We start from the raw sequence: 19,083 nt of genomic DNA on the forward strand, positions 1-19,083 counted from the left end.
CTCCGTTCGACTTGCATGTGTTAGGCACGCCGCCAGCGTTCATCCTGAGCCAGGATCGAACTCTCACGTTTAAATAAGTTAGTTCAATTCCAGCCAGAACTAAAACGTTAGCTTTCGTTCTGTCCGTTATTACTTTTGGTTTGTTTCTTCTGAATAATTCTCTTAGAATTTTTCAGGGTTGCATTACTGTTTATTTGTCAAGGTGCTTTGTTGTCACTGCCTCAGCGACAGCTTATTTAGAATAGCACAGGAGATATATCATGTCAACTACTTTTTTTAATTGTTTATAAAAGTTTTTTGAATGTAGCTGAAAAGCAGGCTGCATGCGGCTATTGCCGGTTGCAAAATCTTAAATCCGGTGACATATTCAACAATATAAATTATAAGTGCTGCTTCAATTCCACCAAGAACAGCTCCGAGCAATCTGTCCAGCCCTCCGAGGATCGGTATCTCTTTTACCTTGCGAAGCGCATTTGCCAGGGCTGTCATCAGGCTGTAAACCGCAAACGCTACAACCAGATATCCGATCTTGGGTATAACTTCACCAAACCGGTTCCCCAAAACGCTTCCTGTAATACTCATCAGGTAATAAACCGCAAAATAAGAAGCGATTACAGCAATAAGGCCCGCTGCTTCCGCAAACAGGCCATTATTTGTTCCATATGATATTCTCCACAGAAAAAGACATCCAACCACTACCAGGATAACAATCTGGGATATTTCCAAATTCATCTGATTCACCTATTTAAGATTCATTGTCACTACACTGTCTGCTGTTACCAGTGTAAATTTGCTTCTGACATTTGTAGGGATCATTGTCCTTACAGGCACTTCAAACTTGTCATGATACTTGATATGCCCGCTCATATCCATAATAACGCACTCGTCTTCATTGTAGATAATGATCTGCTTGTTATTAAAGATGATCTCAGAACACTCCATGTTGAAATAGGTTGTAAGCACCTCAGTTCCCTTGTCGTTGTATACCTGAAGTCTGTAAGCTCCGTCATTGGTGCTGTTCGGAAAAACCAGTCCCATATAGGAGTCGCTGTAGTATACAGACTTGATCTCTTCCTCTCCGGTAAAGAAATCCGCCTGGCTGACAGGCTTCTGATCACCCGAATAAAACATTACTCTGTCATCTGAAACAGCAAAACACGAAGCAGTGTTCATGAATTGCACAAAAGGTACAACAATTCCGGGATACTCATATCCGCTGGCATAGTTATCTATAGAGTTCTGCCCTACAGATCCGAAGTTAAAAAACGCCACGCTGGTCTTGAGCGCTCCTTCATCAGGATAAAGATATGAAACACATACCAGTTCCGCATTCGGAGATATACTGATATCAATCGGATATCCGCTGTTCTTCATTGTGGTCTTAAAATTGGCAATGGTGTTGCCCTCGGCATCATATAAGTAGATCCAGGTAACATCTGTTCCATCAAGAACCACAGCCACTACGCCCTGGGACGATACACAAAAGTCTCTTATAGGAAGATTTGTATCAATCATTCCCATTGCTCCGGAAATATTGCTGACATAAATATTGTGGCCGTTGTAGTCGCCAACCGCCACCACCGTACCACAGGTCCTTGCTATGGGAGTCTGCATCTCATAGGTCTGGTTCCACAGAACCTGTCCGGCCGGATTGAGGCAGCTCACACCATCTTTACTGTACTGGATAACATGTCCGCCAAGCCCCAGAACCTTTGAATCAAGTCCGTTGGTTATAGGGGTCTCATTCTCCAGAAGAGCTTCAGAATACTCTTTGTCTCTCCAGCTGAGATAGATAAGCGCTACAAGCATTACTACAACAAAGGTAATGCCGACGGTCCTGAAAAGGACCGCCAGCTTATGATTTCTTATCTTTTCCTTATAAGAAGGTTCGTCGCCTGCTGACCTCTGACCATAATTCCCGTTATTAACTTTTTCTGCATATGAGGCAAAATCACGTACTTCAGCCAAATGCCAACCTCCAAACAATACCCTTTATTTCATTAAATAAACTGGTAAACAGTCTTTGTGTCATACTCTCTGTCCGGACCAAATACACAGTCAGGGAATCCGGCTTCATTAATTGAGTTAGGATAGAACTGTGTCTCAAGGCAGAAACCGTCTCTAGGCTTGTAAACAATGCCTCCCTTGCCATGAGGGTGGTTGAGGAAGTTACCTGCATAGAGCTGGAATCCGGGAAGATCTGTTGAGCACTTCATCGTGATTCCTGTTGCAGGAGCTGTCACTTCGCAGAATACCTTCATTGAGCCGTCAGCGCCGTCAATTGCGTAGTTGTGGTCGTATCCGCCTACAAACTTGAGCTGCTCATTGTCTGCATCTATATCCTTGCCAATTGTCTTAGCTACTCTGAAGTCGAAAGGTGTTCCCTCGACTGTTGCAATCTCACCTGTAGGGATTGCTGCAGAATCAATAACAGGTGTGTAATGAGCTGTATACATCTTCATGACATGATCAAGGCAGCTTCCGGATGCCTGTCCTGCAAGATTGAAATATGCATGATTTGTCATGTTGATAAGAGTCTTGGCATCACTGGTAGCATGATAGTGAAGCTCAAGAGCATTGTCGTCTGTAAGTGTATAAGTAAGTTCAAACACTCTGTTTCCGGAGAAACCAAGATCCCCGTCCTCAGCTTCAAGTGTGAACTTAACAAAGTTTGCACCTTCCTCTGCGTCCCATACACGCTTATGGAATCCGTTGTTCATATCGGTGTGAAGGTTGTTGGGACCATCGTTGATAGGAAGGATAAACTCTTTTCCATCGATAGAATACTTGGCATTTGCTATTCTGTTAGCTGTAGGGCCAACTGTTGCGCCAAGGAAGCAGTCGTTTACAAAGTACTCCTTGTAATCATCGTAGCCGAGAACCACATCTACTTTCTCGCCGTTCTTGTCCGGTACAAAAATATTTCTGATAGTACAACCATAGTTAAGAACGCATACTTCTACTCCGGACTGATTGGTCAAATGATACACATAGATAGGTGCACCACTTGGAGCCTCTCCCCAAAACTCTCTTTTTACTGCCATTTCTAACCTCCTTAATCGTACAATACGCCACGCCTCACAGCTCCGTTCTGCCTTCAAGAGCACGCAGAAGCGTAACTTCATCAATGTATTCCAAGTCGCCCCCGACAGGTACTCCGCTGGCTATTCTTGTAACCTTGATACCTGTGGGTTTGACAAGTTTACTGATATACATAGCTGTTGTCTCACCTTCAAGTGAGGAATTGGTGGCGATGATCACCTCATCAATATCCTCATTCTGAAGCCTTTTCATAAGCTCTGTCAGCCTTATATCTCCGGGGCCGATTCCAAGCATCGGCGAAATTGCTCCATGAAGTACATGATACACGCCTTCGTACTTGCCTGTCTTCTCATAAGCTGCGAGATCCCTCGCATTTTCCACAACCATGATGGTGTGATGGTCGCGATTCTGATTACTGCAGATAGGGCATATATCCTCATCGGTGAGAGTACAGCACACCTCACAATAGTGCACATTTTCTCTGGCATCCACAATAGAATCCGCCAGTCTCTTGACTCTGTCCTTGGGCAGATTTATCAGATAAAATGCCAGTCTCTGAGCGGACTTGCCTCCGATTCCCGGTAGGGCAGAAAGTTCTTCAATTAAACGGTTAATATGTCCGCTGTATAACTCCATTAAAATCCAAGGCCTCCGCCTAATCCACCTGTCATCTTGTTCATCATTGCGCCGCTTGCTTCATCAGCCTGCTTCATTGCTTCATTGACAGCAGCAACGATCATGTCCTGAAGCATCTCCACGTCATCGGGATCAACTGCATCAGGTGAAATTGTGATACTCTTTAAAGTCTTATTGCCCATAACTGTAGCTTCTACAGCTCCGCCGCCTGCCTTGGCAGTAAACTCCTTGGTCTCAAGCTCTTTCTGGCTCTCCTCCATCTGGCGCTGCATTCTCTGCGCCTGCTTCATAAGATTCTGCATGTTACCGGGCATTCCGCCACCGGGAAATCCGCCTCTTTTTGCCATTGTTAATTCTCCTCTTCTTCATCATCTTCTGTTACAACATCAAAATTAATATTTTGTAAGTTGACGTAATTCTCCTCGAAATTCTGGGTCGGCTCGAGGAATCTGGCTTCATACTCCACGTGCTTGCCAAGGATGCCATCCAGTGTGTCCTGGAATTCCTGTACAAACTCTCCGCTTGAATACTTGTCCGCCAGCTGTTTATTATCAAAAACCACCTGAAGTCTGTCGTCATTGCCAAGACTGAGCTTGGCTCTCTGCATATAAGTCTTCATGGGGTTACCCATTCTTGCCACGGCCTGAGGCCAATTCTTAACAAGTCTTTGTATATCTTCGGGAACAGCCCTGTCCAAAGTCTTCTTCTCTTTTACCAGAGGCGAAGCCATTGCTCCGGCGCCACCTGCAGCTGCCACCGCGATCTGCCCGGTCTGGATACCGCTCAGAACCTTGCTGTTCTTCTCGTCGTGTTCCTCTAATATTCTGATCCTCTCCTCGAAGGAATCCTGCTCATCCTTGTCCATCTGCGGCTTGCAGAGCTTGATAAGCGTAATCTCTATCAGGATCCTCTTCTGTGTCGCATACCTGATATTCGAACTCAGTTCGGAAAAGACCCTTATGAATCTTAAAATTGCGTCGCTGCTGACACCTGCTGCCTGCTCCTTAAGAGTCTTGAGGTTGTCAGTGGAAATATCAACCACATCCTCCATCTGATCGGAGGCCTGTACAAGCATAAGGTTTCGGAGATACCACACGAAGTCGTTAACAAACTGCGTGAGTTCCCTTCCCTGTATAACCACATCTGAGAGAATGGTAAGTGCTCTGTTGACGTCCTGTTCATACAGGGCGGAAAAGAGATTGCTGAACACCTCGGTGTCTACTGCTCCAAGGACGCCCAAAACCTTGTCATATGTGAGCTCTTCTCCGTAGTTAAAAGCTATGCACTGGTCAAGAAGGCTTAAGGAATCTCTCATGGATCCGTCAGCAGTCTTGGCGATGTATCTAAGAGCTCTTTCTTCAACTTTGATGCCTTCTGCATCAACAACCTGTTTAAGTCTTCCCTCGATGTCATCGATGGTAATCCTGTGGAAATCATATCTCTGGCACCTTGAAAGGATTGTGATGGGAATCTTGTGAACCTCAGTGGTCGCAAGGATAAACATCACATATTCCGGCGGCTCCTCTAGGGTTTTAAGAAGCGCATTAAAAGCACCGGCGGATAACATATGTACCTCGTCGATGATGTATACTTTCTTTTTGCCTCTGGTCGGGGAGTATGAGACTTCGTCGATGATCTCTCTGACATTATCAACGCCGTTATTGGAAGCAGCATCGATCTCGATTACGTTCATACTGTTGCCGGCCGCGATCTCTTTGCACATCTCGCACTCGCCACAGGGACTTCCGTCCACTGGGTGCTCACAGTTAACCGCCTTGGCCAAAATCTTTGCAACAGAAGTCTTACCTGTTCCACGAGTTCCGCAGAACAGGTAAGCATGTCCGACTCTGTCCGATCTGATCTGATTCTTGAGCGTTGTAATTATATGATCCTGGCCTTTGACATCTTCAAAGACCGGGGGTCTGAATTTCCTGTATAGTGCTACATAACCCATTGTAAAAAACTACTCCAACAAAACTTTATATCGCTCAATCCCCGAAGCATACTCCAAGCATCTTGGCTTCCTTGATGATGCTGGCGTCAGGTGAAACATATTTGAGCTTACCTGCGATCTCAGAAAGAGGAACCTTAACAATCTCTCTGTTCTTGTAAGCCACCATGAAGCCGTATTCCTTGTTGAGGATGAGCTGTCCTGCCTCCGCACCAAGCCTTGATGCAAATACACGATCATATGGATCCGGAGCTCCACCTCTCTGCATGTGTCCGGGAACCGTTACTCTTACTTCATGTCCTGTCTTTTTCTGAATTGCTTCTGCAATTTCATAGGATACTGACGGATACTTGTAATTGGCCATCTTCTCTTTGTATTCCTTCTTGGAGAGTTTGGCATCCTTCTTGGAAATAGCACCCTCAGCAACTGCTATGATAGTGAATCTGCTGCCTCTTGCATCTCTGGCCTCAATAGCCTCGCAGATCTTGCCGATGTCATAAGGAATCTCCGGAATAAGGATTACATCCGCACCGCCGGCCAGGCCTGCGTTCAGTGTAAGCCATCCAACCTTATGTCCCATTACTTCTATAATAAATACACGGCCATGGGAATCAGCTGTTGTATGAATATTATCAATAACATTGGTAGCAACATCAACTGCACTCTGGAAACCAAAGGTCATATCCGTGCCCCAAAGGTCATTATCAATTGTCTTGGGAAGAGATACCACATTTAGTCCCTCTTCCGAAAGGAGGTTTGCAGTCTTCTGTGAACCGTTGCCTCCGAGAACTACAAGGCAGTCAAGCTGAAGCTTGTAATAGTTCTGCTTCATAGCCTCTACCTTATCAAGTCCGTTTTCGTCAGGTTCCCTGATGGTCTTAAAAGGTGTTCTGGAGCTACCGAGAATAGTTCCGCCTTTAGTCAGGATACCTGAAAAATCCTTCGAGGTCAGCATTCTGAAATCGCTGTAGATGAGTCCTCTATAGCCGTTCTTGAAGCCATAGAACTCAACTTCCTCTCCGCTGTGCGCAATACACTTAACAACGCCGCGCATTGCTGCATTCAAAGCCTGACAGTCACCACCACTAGTCAACATACCAATTCTCATCATGTGAAAAAGGCCTCCTTTGAATATTCAAATTTGTAAATGCACACTACTAGTAATTATACATTAATACTATCACTACTGCCAAGTAATCCGGTTGACTACGGACTATTAAAAAAGTATAATAAAAAACGCTTCGGTGCATCATCCGAAGCGTTTGGAGACGTATCAAAGTGGTCGTAATGAGGCGCACTCGAAATGCGTTTGTCCTCCGGGGCACGCGGGTTCGAATCCCGCCGTCTCCGCTTATCAAAATAAAATCTCCCACAGCACGTGGGAGATTTTCATTTTCAGAATGAATATTTCAGCACCAGTTCGCTCAGTACTCTGTAAGTTCCTCTTGGAACCGAGAACTCTTTTCCGTTCTCCATCACAACCGAATCCTTGGTAATCTTGAGCACTCTCTTTAAATTGATCACGCTCTTGACGCCCATGGAGTAAAAATGCGGATAATCCAGATTCTCCTGAATAGTCTGCATTGTACTCCTTATAAGGAAATTGTCATCATGGGTAACGATTCTCTTATAATGATCCTCAGACTCTACATAAAGGATGTCATCAACCTTGATCTTGTGTACCTCTCCGCTTTCTCTGAAGGTAATGTAGTGGTCCTCCTCTTCCTGAGTACACACCCTGTCCATGGCTTCAAAGAAATCCTCCTGCAGGATCGGTTTCTCCAAATAGTGAACTGCATGGATCCTGAAGGCATCCTTGTAAAAGGCATTTGACGATGTCATGAAGATAATGTGAGCATTCTCATTGTTCTTCATTATCGTCTCAGCAAGCTCTATGCCATTGATCTTGTCGATATATATGTCCAGTAAAAAGATGTCGTAGACATTCTTTTCCATTGCTCCCAAAAGATCCAGAGACGTGTAGAAAATGTCCACGCTAAATTCAAGGCCGCCATGAGCCGCCCTGTACTTTTCCAAAAGCTCTGCCGCCTCAGCAGCAGAGCTTTTCTCATCATCGCATATCGCAAGTTTGTACATATAACCCCCGGATAGTTATCCTTTAAAATCTATGCTCTGCCCAATACTCTTTTCATATGGCGTCTGAACGGAATCCGCTCTCAGACTAAAGTTGTAATTCTCAATCTTCTTGACCAGTTCCTCAACGGAATCAGCCTGAAGGATGACATAATCATCGTCATCATCAGGTACCTTCTCCGATTTATCCGTGTGCCCGGCCCGGAGCTTTTCCATCTGCTCCTTTTTGGCTTCTTTCTTGGCCTCAGCCTTTTCAGCAGCCTTCTTCTCAGCTCTTTTGGCTGCAATCTTCTCAGTCATGTCCTGATTGGACTTGCTCATTACCGCAAAGAATGAAGCCGTTCCGTTGTCGTTGACTGTCATGCCGATTGTCTTAACACCAGGCTGATTGGCCATTACCGACTGAAGCTGCGGCATCTGTGACTGAGCCTTGGAAATAAGCCCTTCGTACTTGGCACGATAGTTCTCATCCGTTGCCATTCTCTCGATCTTCTCTTCATCGATCAAGACTACCATCCTGTTGGCGTTGCCATAGGAGCCGGCATTCTGCTTGGCAAATTCTTTCATGTCCTTGCTGACAAGAACAAAGTCCATGCCTGAATATTTCTTTTTCAGTTCTTCGTAGTACTTGGCACCGGCTTCACTGAGCTGGGGCTTTCCAACAGTCTTGCCGTAATGACCGGTCTTACCTGTCTCCTGAGTTTTCCCGGCTTCTTGCAGCGCTCCGCTGTTAGCAGCAGTGATTTCAGAAATGTTGCTCATGGTTCCCTCCTTTTCCCGAGTTTAAGTCTCGTTAGCATCCTTGCTATGATTTCACTTAGTCTACTTTATCTCCTGTAGTGGCATCGTATGTTGAAGTCTCCAGTACTTCTCCGGTCTCATACAAAACCTTTGAGAATATTATCTGCTTATTCTTCTGGTCATACTCTGTCTTATATGTATATCGGACATTTTCCTCAAGAACTTCACGTTCTCCGATCCACATTGGACAGAAAAATTCAAATCCGTCTCCCGACTGAACATCCAGCATCTTGTTGGACACATCAACGGATACACCTTCATCGGTTAAAAGAGTGTGCTCAAAGTCGCCATAATCACCGACCTCAACATCTTCTCTTCCTATGGTTGCAAGATACTCTTCTGCGTAGGATTTCTTCTGCTTCTCAAGCTCATTTCTGTCATCATCTTCTATGGTGATGCATCTGCTCCAGAGTGCTTCCGGGAAATTTTCTTTGATGGAATCAACAAAGCCGCTTCCATCCTCAGCTTCGACCATGGATACAAACTCGTATGTACCGTCTTCGCTTTTCTTAACAGTAACAACAGCCGGAATCACACCGGATCCTGCACACTCCACAAAGTTTCCGTCCTGAAACTCATATGCTCCGAAAGTCTCCAAGACGTAGCATTTGATCTCGCCGTTCTCATCAGGCTCTTCCTTGTCCATAAGAATATGTCCCTCGCCCTGAGTCTCGCCGGCCTTAAAAAGATTGTTACAACAGATGATTATTCCGTTCCCGATTGTCTCATCAAGGTCAGCAGTAATGAGCGGAAATGATGTTTCTTCTGCAGCTGCATCAGATGTTGCTTCTACAGACGCTTCTGCAGGCGCTTCCACAGTCGCCTCCTCAGTAGATGCCTCTATAGCTGCCGGAGGTTCTTCCTGCGGAACATCCTTTTTGCCGCAACCGGCCATCATGGTAGCTAGTAAAGTAGTCATTGTCAGTACTGCCAAAAGTCTGTTTTTCATAATATGTTACCTCCTCGTGGTACTTTAAATTATATAAAGAAATAACACTTATTTCCATAAATCTGATATAAAATACATCAGCGCAGCCCATGTATAGACGGAATAGAAATGCCCCTTGTCATCAACTCCGGCTTTTATAAGCTCTTTTGCCTTCTCCTTGGTCACAAATTCAAAGCCGTCAAAGAATTCCTGGCCCACAGCACCGGTCTGATCCAGCATATCGAGGTTATCAAGGCGCAGCTTGACACAGACAAGCCCATTGCTCTCATCAGTCATTCCCGGACTGCTAAAAAGAAGGTTGTTGATCACAAAGATCTCATCCCTCTTCTCATCAACAACAATTCCTGTCTCCTCAAAGATTTCTCTCTTTGCCGTCTCGATAAGAGGATTGTCTTTTTCCTGATCCTCAGGATCCATAAGGCCTGCAGGAACACTAAGAAGGAATCGTCCTGTCGGATATCTGTATTCATATGAGAAAAGAAGCATTGGCTCCTTGCCGGGAAGCTCGACGATAACCACACAGCTCACAGCATCCGGCGTCATCGCCTTAAACTCCTCCTCACCCATAGGCGCAACAAGTTTGTCTATAGGCCTTCTTGTAGCATCAAAATAGTGTTTCCCCTCCTCGTATTTGAGGTCAAAAACCCTGAGGAACTTTTTGTCCACTACGGTCTCAACACAATCCTTTGTAATCTTTGGCATTTTTCCTGTTTCCATAATTGTCCCCTTTTTGCACAAAAGCCCCATAGTTCAAAGAACCACGGGGCTTGTTTATACGTTTAATTACTTAACTGTAACCTTTGTGATATGAGGATTTGCTCCCTCGTACCAGTAGAGGAATCCCTCCATGTCTACAGTCTGTCCGACCTCGAGAGCCTGAACCGCCTTGTAAACCTCTGTGTCAGAACCGCAAAGGTATGATTCAACTGTAAATGTATAGGTCTGGCCACCAACAGAAGCATTGAAGTAAAGGTCATCACCCTCTGTTCCTGATCCGTCCCACTTGTAAAGGTAAGCAACTTCATTGCCGTCAGCATCCTTGGAAGGCTCGATTGTAAGGCCCTTGAAAGCTGCGAAAATGTTCTGCTTGTCAATGAGCTCGTCCTTGCCAAGAAGGCCTGTCACATCCTCAGCCTTAGCCACAAATGTGTCACCGCTCTCTACCTCATAAGTTGCATCAACGATCTCAACTTCTCCGGACCACTCTGACTTGTAACCTGTAACTTTGATCTTGGTTCCGGGAACAAGCTTGTTGTAGTCTTCCTCTGAGCAAGGAAGCTCATAGATGAAGTAACCGCCGTCGGCATCCTGTGTGTAGATGGTTGCCTTGTCTTCCCACCAGGACTGCTTAGCCTGAACATAAGTCTCAACAACTACCTCAGAATCAAGCTCAGCTGCTGCGTATTCAGCGTAGGTCATAACGCCCTCGCTCTTAGCTGACTTGCCGCTTCCTGAAGCCCCGCATGCTGCAGTCGACAGAGCGACTACCATAGTAAGTACTACTGCCAATGTCTTTTTCATAATTTTTCTCCTTTTGTGTGTGCTACTGTTTTAGCAAAATGATTATAGCACATTATTTTTTCTTCTTGTATTCCCTAAAGGCGACAAGTCCTATGAGGACCCATGCCAGTACAAGCACTGTTAAAAGAGCTTTCGATGCCCCGGGAAGCGGTCCGAGATCTCTTTTCTCTCCCGCCACATTCCCTGAACTCCTCTGATCAAGATGATACAGCGATCTGACTTCCTTGTACTGCGCTTCAATAAAGGCGTCATCCACTGTTTTTTTCCTGCGGACCGACTTGGTCACGTTTTCGATCAGCTGCCCCGCAGCATCTCTCACAGAAGCCGATCCGTTGAACACCGCTGTAACGAAGGTGTTCTTTGTGTTGTTCATAAGGAGCTTTACTGCTTCTATCTTCACATCATAGTGTTCCGAGTTGTCCGCTCCCTCTTTTGCCAGATAATCCTGATATTCCGGGCTGTTCTGCGCCTTGGTGGTTACCGGAATATATCCCTCTGTCTTGGAATAGGCAATCTGAACTTCATTTGTCAAAAGATACTGCGCAAAAATCCACGAAGCCAGAACCTGCTGAGGATCTCTTTTATTAAAAATACAGAGCGAAGGGCCCTGGGACATCATCTTTATGTCCGATGTGTCATACTGAGGAACCGCCATTACTTTTGTTTCAAATTCCACAACCTTATCGGGCGCTATATCAAGGAGAGGCGCCCTGCTGCCCATCCAGGTTGATCCGGCTGTCGAATCGATGGCAAATATGCACTGTCCGGCATTCAGGAAATTCGCCGGATACCCTGAAATTTTGAAGGTTGAAAAAGCCCCGGTGGTAGTGTGCTGCGCCACCGTTTCCAGGATTTCTTTTGTATCATCGTTAAAAAGCAGAATGTTGCCGTCACTGTCAGTATAATCCGCACCCTTTTGTCTGAGCATCGTGATCATCATATTGTCGGTGGATTTGTAGATCACGGGGATCATGACGTTCTGTCCGTTTACTTTATATGTGCCGTCAGGGTTCTTCTCCGTAGCAGCCTCAGCCACCTCCCACATAAAATCCCAGGTAAGGACTTCAGGAAGTTTGAACCCAAGCTCCTCCACATAAGTCTCGTTTACATAGCAGGCTTCAGTGGATCTCATATAAGGAAGTGCATAGCAGCTTTCGCCTATTCTTCCCTCGTTCAAAAATTCAGGAACGATCTCATCTTTTCTTGGCGAATCGAATTTGAGCTCACTTCCGCCAAGACCGTATTTCTCATCTTCAAAAAGATCATCAAGCGGCACCACAACATTGTTGCCCGTAAGATAAGTTGCGATATGATCCGGGTAAGTAATACAAACATCCGGGGTTGTTCCGGTGGAAATGTTGGTTATTACATCGTTGTAGATTTTGCCGTACTCTGTATAAAGCCTTAAGTTGACCGTGATGTTCGGGTAGAGCTTTTCAAAATCCTCGATAGCCTGGGAATATATCCTGCTCTGTACCACGTTTGTGTCGTTCTTGGCCCAGAATGTGATCTCTATATTTTTATTTTCATCAAAGCTCTCCGGAATGGCAAACGCCCCCTGAGCCTCAGCTCCATGGCATCCCGTCAGGAATGTCACGCTCATCAAAAGAGCCAGAGCCGCACATTTAATTCTTTTCATACTATTCCTCGCAATCAGGACTCAGCCTTTGGTTCCGCCGCGGGCCACGCCCTCCATTATCTTCTTTCTGAAGATCAAAAACAGCACTACCAGCGGCAGCGAGATCACAACTACAGCCGCCATCATGGCAGGTATATTCTCTCGTCCGAAGCCGTTTTCTCTAATCTCCTGGATACCGTTGGATACCAGGAAGAAATTCTTATCATCGGTGATGAGTCTTGGCCATACATAACTGTTCCAGCACTCAATGACTTTGAGTATAGTTATGGTCACAAGGGTCGGCTTTGAAATCGGGATCATGACCTTAAAGAGATACCTCATGTCCGAGGTCCCGTCAACCTTGGCTGCCTTGTAAAGCTCCTCAGGTATCAGTTCAAAATTCTCCTTGAGAAGATATATGTAGAAAACCGAAGTCACCGACGGCAGGATAAGACCAAGGTATGTATTTCTAAGGTCCAGGTTGGTTATTGTGACAAAGTTGGTTATGATGACCAGTTCGTTAGGTATCATCATGAGAGAGAGAAACATCGAAAAGACGATGTCTTTTCCTTTAAAGTCAAGTCTAGCAAAGGCAAAGGCCGCAAAAATGATGACTATCATCATAAGTCCTGTGGTAACAAGTGTGAATATCAATGTATTGAAGAAATACCTGGCAAGCGGCACGGCTGTGAAGGCCTGGATATAATTCTGAAGAGTCGGGCTGAGCGTGAAAAACTTTGGTACGTACTCTGAGTTATATGAGCTGTAGCTCTTTACCGAAGTCAGGATCATCCAGTAAAAAGGGAATAGCACCAGAATCCCCCAGATGGCAAGGAACAGATATCTGAGCACTTCTCTTACCGTTTTCTTTATTCTGCTTTCTCTTTCAATTGTCTGAATCTGAGTGTTATCCATTTATTCAAATCCTCAAAAAGCTCTTTTAACTATAGAATACAGTCTTGCGGCTGACCATGAGATTAATGGTGGTGATGGTAAATACTATGGCAAAGAGGATCAGCGCTGCTGCCGATGCATAAGACGGATAGCCTCCGCTGTTTCCGTACAGCATATCATACACATAACCCACTATCGTATTCATTCCCGCTGCGTTAAGATCCGTTCCGAAAAGAGCCACCTCATCGCTGTAGGCTTTGAACGCCCCGATGAATCCTGTGATCACAAGATAAAAAACCATAGGCGAGATCATAGGAAGTGTGATCTTATAAAAAACCCTGAAGGGTGGTGTGTCATCTACCTTGGCAGCTTTGTAGTACATGGGATTCACCGATGCCAGAGCACTTGTCAGGATCAGTATCTTGAAAGGCATTACGATCCAGATCGTGTAAAAGCACATAACAAACATCTTGGCCCAGTAGGGACCGTCAATGAAATCGACGCCCTTTCCGCCAAAGAGCTGTATCAGGATATTAACAAGGCCGTCGGAATACGGTGTCTTCTTGAAGAGAATCATGAAGACAAGGCCTACAGCCAGCGTATTGGTCACATAGGGAAGAAAATAGACGGTCTGAAAGAAATCTCTTAAAACCTTGATATTACTCAGTTCCAAAGAGATGAAAAGAGCGATTCCCGTAGAGAGCGGAACCGTGATGATAACAATGATAAAGGTATTCTTCAGGGCCTGGATAAAATACGGGTCATGAAGAACGTAGTCATAGTTGTAAAGCCCAACGCCAAAATAGCTCTGGGAAGCAAAATTATAGCCCTCTTCAAAAGAGTAGACGAAAACGTCCACAAGAGGATATACCATAAATACCAATAGAAAGGCCAGTGCAGGAAGCAGGCACAGCCACGCTGTCAGGTTCTTTTTCATGACTCTGTCCTGATCCTTTCCTCAATGATCTTATCAAACAACCTTACCTTTTGGGGCTTAAGCGAAAATCTCACGCAGCCTTCTACAGGAACAACTTCCTCCTCAGAAGGAATGATAGCCCTTATGTTTTCTCCAAGGAAATGCTCATTGGAAGCAATGACACTGGTGTCGCGTCCCATGACTTCCCTGTTGATAAATCTGCAGGCCAAGGGTCCGTTTTCATCCACAATAAATCCTTCCGGCCTTACAGCGACGTAAACATCCCCGTCTCCGGCACCTTTGGCATCCATAACGGCGACATCACCGATGTAGACTTTATCATCCCTGATGCAGCCTTCAAAAACATTTATCTGAGGTGTTCCAAGGAATTTGGCAACAAAAAGATTAATGGGCTCATCATAGATTTCCTGAGGCTTACCCATCTGCTGAAGAACACCGTCCTTCATAACAACAATGATATCGGATATGCTCATTGCCTCTTCCTGGTCATGAGTTACAAACACGGTTGTTATGCCGGTTTCAGTCTGAATGCGTTTGATCTCCTCCCTTGTCTGGAGACGCAGTCTCGCATCAAGGTTTGAGAGAGGCTCATCCAGAAGAAGCACCTTAGGCATCTTGACCAGAGCCCTGGCGATGGCTACTCTCTGCTGCTGTCCGCCGGACATCTCATTGGGCTTTCTGTCCAGAAGTTCATCAATCTGAACCAGCCTTGCAGCTTCCAGTACCTTTTCCTCCATTGCTTCCTTGGTGAGTTTATTCTCGCCGCGAAGGTTCTCAAGAGGGAATCTGATGTTCTCCCTCACTGTAAGATGAGGGTAGAGAGCATAGTTCTGGAACACCAGTCCTACACCTCTCTTCTCCGGTTCAAGCTCCGTAACATCAAGGTCCTCAAAATATATCTTGCCTTCTGTGGGCTTCTCAAGTCCGCAGATAAGATTGAGCGCTGTGCTCTTTCCGCAGCCGGATGGCCCCAGCAGCCCCACAAGCTTGCCATCCGGAATGGTAAAGTTAAAATCCGAGACAGCAATCACCTCATCCTTGATCTTCTTATTTCTGTTTGGAAACCTCTTGGTGAGGTGTTCTAAAACTATTTTCATACTTTCCCCTCAGATCTGGTGTCTTACCACCTTGTACTCATCGTTATCCTGATAGTACGGGCACTCCTTGGAATTGCCGGACATAAGTCTGTAATAATCATCCTCGTCCATGTTCACCATACAGGTGTAACACTCCCAGTCCTCATCATACACATAATTTGCGCAGGTATCGCAGATCATACAAAATCCTCTCTCATGGGATTAAAGATGTCCAGAAGCTTACCGGCCTCAAGGCATACGCATCCGTGAACCACATCATTCATCTTGAGCATTGTGTCGCCGGCTTCAACAATCTTTTTTACCCCGTCAATCTCAAACTCAAATTTGCCACTGACTATATATGTGATCTGAGTGTGCGGATGGTGGTGAAGCGCACCTACAGCGCCCTTCTCAAAAGTATTCTCAACACACATAAGATCCTTGCTGTATGCAAGAACACGTCTTACCACTCCATTACCCTGATCTTCTGCCTTAACATCCTTATAAAAAACCCATCTCTCATCTAACATTTTATTATCCTCCGTTTAAAAGTTCATAGCTGCGATGTAGTCCTCATCGAACCCATCCATTGTCGCCAGCTCGGTAAGCTGCGCCATATCTGTTATGAGATCCAGCTTGGCCGAAGCATCAGCTTCCGCCTCCCATCCCGAGAGCACGCAGGCTGTATACTCCGCAGCCCCCTTGAGTGCTGAATTTCCGATTGCTATTATCTTACCATCAAACTCCTTCGGAAACATATGTAATTCTTCTACATTTTCTTGTGATATTTTACTTCCAAATCCTCCGGAAATATACACTTTATCAGGAATTTTCCCATCCAGAAGAGTTTTCGCTCCGGTAAATATTGCCGCCTTTGCCAGCTGCACATTTCTGATGTCGCTCTGCGTAAGCCTTATCCTGCCGTCATCAGTTAGCGGAAATCCCTCATCGAAGTACTCCTCTGTCAAAAGACCTGTCTCATCTGCCAGGCCCGTTCTCACCAGTTCAGAAACAGTCTCCATGACACCTGTTCCACAGATGCCTATAGGTTCTGCTCCCCCGATGGTATCTATGATCACCCTGCGGTTTTGATCCGTGCCATTTATCCTGACGTGGCAGATAGCTCCCGGAACAGATGCTACTCCACAGCTTATCCCTCCTGCTTCAAATACAGGCCCCGCTGCGGTTGATGTCACCTTGAGGTTTTCTCCGTCGTAGAACGCCATCTCTCCGTTGGTTCCGAGATCCAGGAAAAAGAACTTTTCCTCCCTGTTAAGTTCAAGAGTAAATAGCCCGGCCACAATGTCAGCGCCCACAAATGCAGAGATTCCGGGAAGAAGCGTCAAGCCGATATCAGGAATATCATCAAGCATTATGTCAGATAACATCCACTCCTTATCAAGATATTCTGCAGTGTATGGATACCTGCCAAGACCTGCTGTATCTCTTTCTTCAAGAAGATACAACATGGTTGTGTTGCCGGTTACGGTTATGGCTTTGAGATCGGGTGACTTACCAAGGTAAGTTATGTTATGGGAAGTCGTCAGCTCTTTTATCAGATTCTCAATGTCTGTGACTACGGTATTGCGAAGAGCCTGCCTTATTCCTGCGTCTTCGGCTGCCGAAATTCTTGATATGACATCTGCCCCGTACTTTCTCTGTGAGTTGACGCAGCTCGATGTTCCGACTACTCGGTATCCGTCTGCAGTGTTTTGTATAAGGGCTGCTGCTATAGTGGTTGTGCCAAGGTCGATGGCGATGCCGTAGGCACCGGGCGTTCCGTCCGTGCCGGCCCCGTTTGTCTCTCTGTCTTCACCTTTTATTTCAGCTTCGACAATCATATCCTGTTCAGTGATATTGCCCCGAAGCTCGATTTCACAGTCCTCATACACCACGGTCCTGCAGAGTATCCTTATTCCTTCTTCTGTCTCTTCATCAGTAAGGAACATCTCCTCGTAGCTTCCGGGAATCGGAGCTCCCTTCAGGAACTTTATCCTGCACCTTCCGCACACGGCTCTGCCTCCGCAGGGAAGAGCATACTTCACCCCCGCCCTGTCCAGGACAGCTTTCAGCCTCTCTCCCTTGGCGGCAGCAATGGCCTGCACTTTTCCATATTCATTTATGGTAACCGTGATCTCTTTTGCCTTCATATACCATAAGTTTAGTGACTGAAGCCTTAGTTCGCAAGTTTTATGTGAGTCACCGGGGACGTTTCAGATCGACTCATTGCATACAACCCAGTCGCCGGCGGTGGATGAATTGTCACAAAACAATGGCATTTTCACCGCAAATGTGAGAAAATATAAGGTAACCGAGCACATTAATTCGGAATAAACAAAATGGTTTTCGAGTATGAAAGGAGATAGTTATGGGGCTTATTTCAGCAGCACTCTCAGCAGGTGGCAGCGTACTCTCTGATTCCTGGAGAGATTATTTCTATTGTGATTCACTCACTTCTGACGTGCTTCTAACAAAAGCAAGAAAGAAACAGGGAAAAGGCAATGAGAACATCATCTCTAACGGATCTATCGTTGCTGTTAATGAAGGACAGTGTATGATCCTGGTTGATCAGGGACAGATCACAGAAATCTGCGCTGAAGCAGGTGAGTTCGTTTACGATACTTCAACAGAGCCATCCCTTTTCTATGGCGATCTTGGAGAAAACATTGTAAATTCCTTCAAGCAGTTCTATAAGAGACTCAGCTTTGCAGGTGGCACAGCTAAGGATCAGCGTGTTTATTACATCAATACCAAGGACATCATCGGCAACAAGTACGGAACAGTTAATCCCGTTCCTTTCCGCGTAGTTGATACTAACGTAGGACTTGATATGGATATCGATATCCGTTGCCATGGCGAATACAGCTACAAGATTGTTGACCCTGTTCTTTTCTATAAGAACATAGTTGGCAATGTTTCAGACGAATTCAGAAGAGACAAGATCGAGTCTCAGTTAAAGAGTGAGCTCCTTACAGCTCTTCAGCCTACTTTTGCCAAGATTTCCGAGATGGGAATCCGTTACAGCGCACTTCCAGGACACACAACCGAGATTGCTGACGTTCTCAACGACGTTCTTTCCAAGAAGTGGACAGAGACTTACGGTATCAAGATTTCTTCCTTCGGTATCAGCTCAGTTAATGCTTCCGAAGAAGATGAGAAGACAATTAAAGAGCTCCAGAGAGCCGGTGCTCTTAAGAATCCCAATATGGCAGCTGCTACTCTTGCAAGCGCTCAGGCACAGGCAATGCAGGATGCAGCCAAGAATACTGCAACAGGTCCTATGATGGCTTTCGCAGGAATGAACATGGCACAGCAGGCAGGCGGAATGAACGCTCAGTCACTTTATGCAATGGGCGCTCAGCAGCAGGCTCAGGCAGCTCCTCAGATGGCAGCTCCTTCTGCAGGTTCATGGACATGCTCTTGCGGCAATGTTAACACAGGTAACTTCTGCCCTAACTGCGGCTCCAAGAAGCCCGATGCAGGCTGGACATGCTCCTGTGGCACTGTAAATACAGGCAACTTCTGCACACAGTGCGGTTCACCAAGACCTAACTAATAATATCA

General features: G+C 45.7%; 20 protein-coding genes, 1 tRNA gene and 1 rRNA gene. 2 read left to right on the forward strand and 20 right to left on the reverse strand.

Going from position 1 to position 19,083, the window contains the following annotated elements:
- The 8 genes from G590_RS0105670 to G590_RS0105705 all read right to left on the reverse strand — a co-directional run.
- Nucleotides 1–71 (reverse strand): 16S ribosomal RNA (locus G590_RS0105670); the annotation flags it as partial.
- A 205-nt stretch (nucleotides 72–276) separates the two neighbouring features.
- Nucleotides 277–732 carry a CvpA family protein gene (locus G590_RS0105675; protein ID WP_022764708.1) on the reverse strand — a complete coding sequence of 152 codons (456 nt, stop codon included), beginning with the start codon at nucleotides 730–732 and terminating at the stop codon, nucleotides 277–279.
- Between the two features lie 9 nt (nucleotides 733–741).
- Nucleotides 742–1,968, reverse strand: a complete 1,227-nt coding sequence (locus tag G590_RS0105680) for a DUF5711 family protein (RefSeq protein ID WP_022764709.1) — start codon at nucleotides 1,966–1,968, stop codon at nucleotides 742–744.
- 32 nt (nucleotides 1,969–2,000) lie between these two features.
- Nucleotides 2,001–3,044 (reverse strand): aldose epimerase family protein, encoded by a 1,044-nt coding sequence (locus G590_RS0105685; protein WP_022764710.1) that lies wholly within the window; start codon nucleotides 3,042–3,044, stop codon nucleotides 2,001–2,003.
- Nucleotides 3,045–3,078: 34 nt separating this feature from the next.
- Complete coding sequence (gene recR, locus G590_RS0105690) at nucleotides 3,079–3,678, reverse strand: recombination mediator RecR (RefSeq protein ID WP_022764711.1); 600 nt, start codon at nucleotides 3,676–3,678, stop codon at nucleotides 3,079–3,081.
- Nucleotides 3,678–4,025 (reverse strand): YbaB/EbfC family nucleoid-associated protein, encoded by a 348-nt coding sequence (locus G590_RS0105695; protein WP_022764712.1) that lies wholly within the window; start codon nucleotides 4,023–4,025, stop codon nucleotides 3,678–3,680. The genes recR and G590_RS0105695 overlap by 1 nt, the downstream gene beginning before the upstream one ends.
- Before the next feature lie 2 nt (nucleotides 4,026–4,027).
- A complete protein-coding gene (gene dnaX / locus G590_RS0105700; protein ID WP_022764713.1) occupies nucleotides 4,028–5,632 on the reverse strand; it encodes a DNA polymerase III subunit gamma/tau in 1,605 nt (534 codons plus the stop codon).
- Between the two features lie 34 nt (nucleotides 5,633–5,666).
- On the reverse strand, nucleotides 5,667–6,740 hold the full coding sequence (locus tag G590_RS0105705; RefSeq protein WP_022764714.1) for a 6-phosphofructokinase: 1,074 nt from the start codon (nucleotides 6,738–6,740) through the stop codon (nucleotides 5,667–5,669).
- 153 nt (nucleotides 6,741–6,893) lie between these two features.
- Between G590_RS0105705 and G590_RS0105710 the strand changes: the two genes are divergently transcribed.
- Nucleotides 6,894–6,979 (forward strand) — tRNA-Ser (locus tag G590_RS0105710).
- Nucleotides 6,980–7,024: 45 nt separating this feature from the next.
- Here G590_RS0105710 and G590_RS0105715 read toward each other — a convergent pair.
- The 12 genes from G590_RS0105715 to G590_RS18560 form a co-directional block, all read right to left on the reverse strand.
- Nucleotides 7,025–7,726 (reverse strand): LytR/AlgR family response regulator transcription factor, encoded by a 702-nt coding sequence (locus tag G590_RS0105715; protein ID WP_022764715.1) that lies wholly within the window; start codon nucleotides 7,724–7,726, stop codon nucleotides 7,025–7,027.
- A gap of 15 nt (nucleotides 7,727–7,741) precedes the next feature.
- Complete coding sequence (locus G590_RS0105720) at nucleotides 7,742–8,485, reverse strand: DUF6033 family protein (RefSeq protein ID WP_022764716.1); 744 nt, start codon at nucleotides 8,483–8,485, stop codon at nucleotides 7,742–7,744.
- A gap of 55 nt (nucleotides 8,486–8,540) precedes the next feature.
- Complete coding sequence (locus G590_RS0105725) at nucleotides 8,541–9,473, reverse strand: hypothetical protein (RefSeq protein WP_022764717.1); 933 nt, start codon at nucleotides 9,471–9,473, stop codon at nucleotides 8,541–8,543.
- A 48-nt stretch (nucleotides 9,474–9,521) separates the two neighbouring features.
- Nucleotides 9,522–10,190 (reverse strand): NUDIX hydrolase, encoded by a 669-nt coding sequence (locus tag G590_RS0105730; RefSeq protein ID WP_022764718.1) that lies wholly within the window; start codon nucleotides 10,188–10,190, stop codon nucleotides 9,522–9,524.
- A 66-nt stretch (nucleotides 10,191–10,256) separates the two neighbouring features.
- Nucleotides 10,257–10,994, reverse strand: coding sequence for a hypothetical protein (locus G590_RS0105735; RefSeq protein WP_022764719.1), 738 nt, complete (start codon nucleotides 10,992–10,994; stop codon nucleotides 10,257–10,259).
- A gap of 52 nt (nucleotides 10,995–11,046) precedes the next feature.
- A complete protein-coding gene (locus G590_RS0105740) occupies nucleotides 11,047–12,633 on the reverse strand; it encodes an ABC transporter substrate-binding protein (protein WP_022764720.1) in 1,587 nt (528 codons plus the stop codon).
- A gap of 21 nt (nucleotides 12,634–12,654) precedes the next feature.
- Nucleotides 12,655–13,527: a carbohydrate ABC transporter permease gene (locus tag G590_RS0105745; protein ID WP_022764721.1), complete on the reverse strand. Its 873-nt coding sequence runs from the start codon at nucleotides 13,525–13,527 to the stop codon at nucleotides 12,655–12,657.
- Nucleotides 13,528–13,552: 25 nt separating this feature from the next.
- Nucleotides 13,553–14,443 (reverse strand): carbohydrate ABC transporter permease, encoded by an 891-nt coding sequence (locus G590_RS0105750; protein WP_022764722.1) that lies wholly within the window; start codon nucleotides 14,441–14,443, stop codon nucleotides 13,553–13,555.
- On the reverse strand, nucleotides 14,440–15,540 hold the full coding sequence (locus tag G590_RS0105755) for an ABC transporter ATP-binding protein (RefSeq protein WP_022764723.1): 1,101 nt from the start codon (nucleotides 15,538–15,540) through the stop codon (nucleotides 14,440–14,442). The genes G590_RS0105750 and G590_RS0105755 overlap by 4 nt, the downstream gene beginning before the upstream one ends.
- A gap of 9 nt (nucleotides 15,541–15,549) precedes the next feature.
- Nucleotides 15,550–15,720, reverse strand: coding sequence for a DUF6472 family protein (locus G590_RS21510; protein ID WP_022764724.1), 171 nt, complete (start codon nucleotides 15,718–15,720; stop codon nucleotides 15,550–15,552).
- A complete protein-coding gene (locus tag G590_RS0105765) occupies nucleotides 15,717–16,049 on the reverse strand; it encodes a cupin domain-containing protein (protein ID WP_022764725.1) in 333 nt (110 codons plus the stop codon). The genes G590_RS21510 and G590_RS0105765 overlap by 4 nt, the downstream gene beginning before the upstream one ends.
- Nucleotides 16,050–16,064: 15 nt before the next feature.
- Nucleotides 16,065–17,669 (reverse strand): ASKHA domain-containing protein, encoded by a 1,605-nt coding sequence (locus G590_RS18560; protein WP_022764726.1) that lies wholly within the window; start codon nucleotides 17,667–17,669, stop codon nucleotides 16,065–16,067.
- Between the two features lie 218 nt (nucleotides 17,670–17,887).
- Between G590_RS18560 and G590_RS0105775 the strand changes: the two genes are divergently transcribed.
- Nucleotides 17,888–19,075 carry an SPFH domain-containing protein gene (locus G590_RS0105775; protein WP_022764727.1) on the forward strand — a complete coding sequence of 396 codons (1,188 nt, stop codon included), beginning with the start codon at nucleotides 17,888–17,890 and terminating at the stop codon, nucleotides 19,073–19,075.
- Nucleotides 19,076–19,083 lie beyond the last annotated feature (8 nt).

The sequence above is a fragment of the Butyrivibrio sp. XPD2006 genome (assembly GCF_000420865.1).
Taxonomy (GTDB): Bacteria; Bacillota; Clostridia; order Lachnospirales; family Lachnospiraceae; genus Butyrivibrio.